The following is a 3,681-nucleotide window of genomic DNA, read 5'->3' as shown; positions in this document are numbered from 1 at the left end:
GAAGGCGGCGGCGGAGCCCAGTTGATGGTCGACGAGGGGGTCCTCGACGCGGCGGGCAACAGGGTCGTCGCCGCCTACGCCCTGCACGTCGCCGCGGCCCTGCTGCCGGCCGGCCTGGTCGCCTCCCGTCCCGGGCCGGTCATGGCCGCGTCCGACGCCCTCCACGTCACCTTGCGCGGCCGCGGCGGCCACGGCTCCATGCCGCACACCGCCCTCGACCCGCTGCCCGCGGCCTGCGAGGCGGTGCTCGGCCTGCAGACCATGGTCACCCGGCGGTTCGACGCGTTCGACCCGGTCGTGGTCACCGTCGGCACGTTCCACGCGGGCAGCGTGGAGAACGTCATCCCCGAGACTGCGACCTTCGGGGCGACCATCCGCTCCTTCTCCGTCGAGGCCCGGCAGCAGGTGGCCCGGGAGGCGCTGCGCGTCGTGCGGGGGATCGCCGAGGCCCACGGCCTCGCGGTCGAGGCGGAGATCGAGAGCGGCTACCCGGTGACGGTCAACGACCCCTCGGAGGCGGCGTTCGCGGCGGACGTCGTGCGCCAGGTGCTGGGGGAGGGCCGCTATGTCGAGATGCCGCACGCCGTCGCCGGGTCGGAGGACTTCGGTGTGCTGGACAAGCTGGTCCCCTCCGCCTACCTGATGCTCGGCGCGACCCCGGCCGCGTGCGACCCCTTCGCCGCGCCCTACAACCACGCGCCGGAGGCGCAGTTCGACGACGCGGTCCTGGCCGACGGCGCCGCGCTGCTGGCCGGTCTGGCGCTGGGGCGTCTGGCCCGGGCCTGAGCCCCATGAGCCGGGGCGCCCGCTCGGCCGATCGGCGGATCTCCGAGCGGGCGCCCCCACCCCCGCCCTCATCCTCCGCCCACTCCCAGGCCCTCCGCTTCCACCCCTGACCGCGCTTCGCCGCGGCCGTGCGAACTACTCCTCCTGCCATGGGTCCAGGGCCACATAACCCCGGGCCCGGCCCTCGCGGTCGAGGGTGTGGCCGACCAGCTTCACCGTGCGCAGGCACACCTGGCGGGCCGTCACCCGCGACGCCGGGAACAGCGAGCCCAACTGCGCCTCGATCCGGCGCGCGTCTGCGACCTGGTGCGTCATCACGTTCACCACCACGTTCGCCGTCGCGCCCGCGACCACTCCGCACATCCGCACCGCGGGCAGCTCCACGAGCCAGCGCGTCGTCGCGTCCAGCTCCCGGACGGGGACGTCCAGCCAGAGCCAGGTGCCGACCGAATGGCCGTTCAGGCGCGGCGACGCGTCGCACCGCAGGACCAGACGGCCGCTGCGGCGCAGCTCCTCCACGCGACGGCGGACGGTCGTCGCCGGCAGGCCCGTGCGGTCCGCGAGCTCGGCGAACGGCATCCGGCCGTCCTCGCCCAGCGCCTGCATCAGCGCACGGTCGTCGAGGGCCCGGCGCAGCGCGCTCCCGCGCGTCGGCGCGGGAGCCAGGGACGGGCCGAGACCCGCGCCGATCGCCTCCTGCTGGGACGGGTCGAGAGCGCCCTCGCGCCAGCGGCTGCCCTCCCGCAGGGTGCGCTCGACGAACGCCGTGCGGGTGCGCAGCACCCCCGGCACCCGGCCGACGCGGTCCAGGACGTAAGAGGTGACCTGGCCGGGTTCCAGCGCGGCCACGGTGAGCATCAGGTCGGCCTCGCTCGTCACCACCTCGACGGTCGGGGTGCGCGGATCGGCCGCCAGCGTCGCCGCGACCGTCAGGACGGCGTCGGCCCGGCAGTCCACGGCGACCAGCGCCGTCAGGCCCACGCCCATCCGCTCCGCAGACGGATAGCAGGTGACCCAGGCGTCCCCGTCCGCCGTCAGCCGCGACCAGCGGCGCGAGAGCGTCGCCGGGTCCACGCCCAGCGGCCCCGCGAGCCGGGACCAGGAGGCGCGCGGGTCGACCCGCAGGGCGTCGACGAGAGCGAGGTCGAGTTCGTCGATCACGCTCTCACCCTTCCGGCCGCTTGGCCGATTCGTGCGCGCGAGGGCACGCTCTTGCCGATCCGTGCGGCGGCGGCTCCGCGCGGCCCAGGTTAGCGATCCTTTCGCCCACTCGCTCGGCCGCGTTCACGCTCGTGTCCACTCCCGCTCCACGCCCCGCATCGTTCACCCGTTCTCCCGCACCGTTCACCCCACCGCCGGAACGGAAGTGCCGCTCATGCCCCGCACCCTCGCCCGCCCGCTCACCGGACCCGGCGCGCTCGTGGGACTCCTCGTCCTCGTCGAGTTCTTCAGCGGCACGATCCAGGGGGCGTTCCCCGTCCTGCTGCCGGACCTCGCACGGACGCTGCACTTCGACGCGGGCGCGCAGGCGCTGGTGCTCGGGGTGAACTTCCTGGTCGCCGGCGTCACCGTGCCGCTGGGCTCGCGGCTGGGCGACCTGCTCGGCCACCGCCGCCTGCTGCTCGTCACGCTCGCGCTGACCTGCGCCGGCTACGCGGTGTCCGCCTGCGCGACCGCGCTGCCGCTGCTGCTCGCCGGGCAGGCCCTCGCCGGGGTGCTCGCCTGCTGGCTGCCGCTGGAGTTCGCGCTGCTGCGCGACCGCCTCGGCGAGGAGCGCGGCGGGCGCGCCGTCGGACTGCTGGTCGGCGCACTGACCCTCGGCACCGTCGCGGGAGCCGTCGCCCGGCCGGGCCTGTGGATCCTCGCCGCGCTGCCGGCGGTCTCGTTCGCCGTGGTGCGGACGTTCGTCCCGGAGTCCGCCACCCGCGCGTCCGGCCGGTTCGACCGGCGCGGCGCGGTCCTGCTCAGCGGCGGCCTCGGGCTGCTCTTCGGCGGCTTCAGCAGCGCGGGGAAGGCCGGGGGCGCGGCGCTGACCGTCGCTCTGCTGGTCGGCGCGGCGGCCGTGCTGGCGCTCTTCGTCCGTCAGGCGCTGCGGTCCGCCGCGCCCGTCCTGGACGTGCGGATGCTCGCCCGCCGGTCGACCGCGCCCGTCTTCGGCCTCAGCCTGCTGCTCGGCTTCGCCCTGTACGGCGCGCAGTCGCCGACCCTCTCGTTCCAGGCGGCCAAGCCCGCGGAGGTCGGCTACGGCCTCGGCGCGGACTCGCAACTGCTCGGTCTGCTCTCGCTGCCCGCCGTCCTCGGCGCGCTGGTCGGCGCGCTCGTCGCCGACCGGATCGCGCGGCGGTTGGGCGCCCGCCCGCTGCTGGCGGCCGGCTTCGCGATGAGCGCCGTCGGCTACGCCGTCATCGCGGCCGACCACGGCAGCGCCGCCGCCTTCGTTCCGCCCGGCGCCCTCGCGGGCTTCGGCGCCGGCCTTGGTCTCAGCCTGCTGCCGAGCCTGCTGATGCGCCGTCTGCCCGCAGACCGGACCGGCATCGGCACCGGCGTCTACAACACCCTGAAGACCCTCGCCGGAGCCGCCGGCGGCGCGGTCGGAGCGGCCGTCCTCGACTCCGTGCTGCTGCGTCCCGGCGTCCCCACGGAAGGCGCCTACGTCGCCGTCTGGACCGGCTGCGCGCTGCTGTGCGCGCTCGGCGTGCCCGTCGCGATGGCCCTGCGCACGACCCCTGACGCCGTCGAAGCCGGGCGGCTAGCCTCGGAGCAGCCGGTGTGATCATCGGCTGCGCACCTGACACGCACGCCCTGCACGTCGCCACACGTCGCCACACGTCGTCACACGTCTTCGGGAGGCCCGTTCCATGGTTGCCACGTCGTCCGACCTGTCCGCGCTCCGGG

General features: G+C 75.7%; 3 protein-coding genes. 2 read left to right on the top strand and 1 reads right to left on the bottom strand.

The window, feature by feature from the left end:
- A partial coding sequence (locus TR48_RS16900) for a M20 metallopeptidase family protein (protein ID WP_042367911.1) occupies positions 1-786 on the top strand: 786 nt, incomplete at its 5' end.
- Between the two features lie 135 nt (positions 787-921).
- On the opposite strand, the gene TR48_RS16895 is transcribed toward TR48_RS16900, so the two are convergent.
- Positions 922-1,947, bottom strand: a complete 1,026-nt coding sequence (locus tag TR48_RS16895; RefSeq protein ID WP_042367909.1) for an AsnC family transcriptional regulator — start codon at positions 1,945-1,947, stop codon at positions 922-924.
- Between the two features lie 214 nt (positions 1,948-2,161).
- On the opposite strand from TR48_RS16895, the gene TR48_RS16890 reads away from it, so the two are divergent.
- Positions 2,162-3,559, top strand: coding sequence for an MFS transporter (locus TR48_RS16890; protein WP_052442727.1), 1,398 nt, complete (start codon positions 2,162-2,164; stop codon positions 3,557-3,559).
- The last annotated feature ends 122 nt before the right edge of the window (positions 3,560-3,681 follow it).

The sequence above is a fragment of the Streptacidiphilus neutrinimicus genome (genome assembly GCF_000787815.1).
Classification (GTDB): domain Bacteria; phylum Actinomycetota; class Actinomycetes; order Streptomycetales; family Streptomycetaceae; genus Streptacidiphilus; species Streptacidiphilus neutrinimicus.
The sequence above is the reverse complement of the archived record's forward strand: the minus strand, read 5'-3'. Positions and strand labels throughout refer to the sequence as shown.

Bases quoted from the DNA above. Each gene is read 5' to 3' on its own strand.
- TR48_RS16890 (WP_052442727.1), top strand. From the start codon at position 2,162: ATGCCCCGCACCCTCGCCCGCCCGCTCACCGGACCCGGCGCGCTCGTG.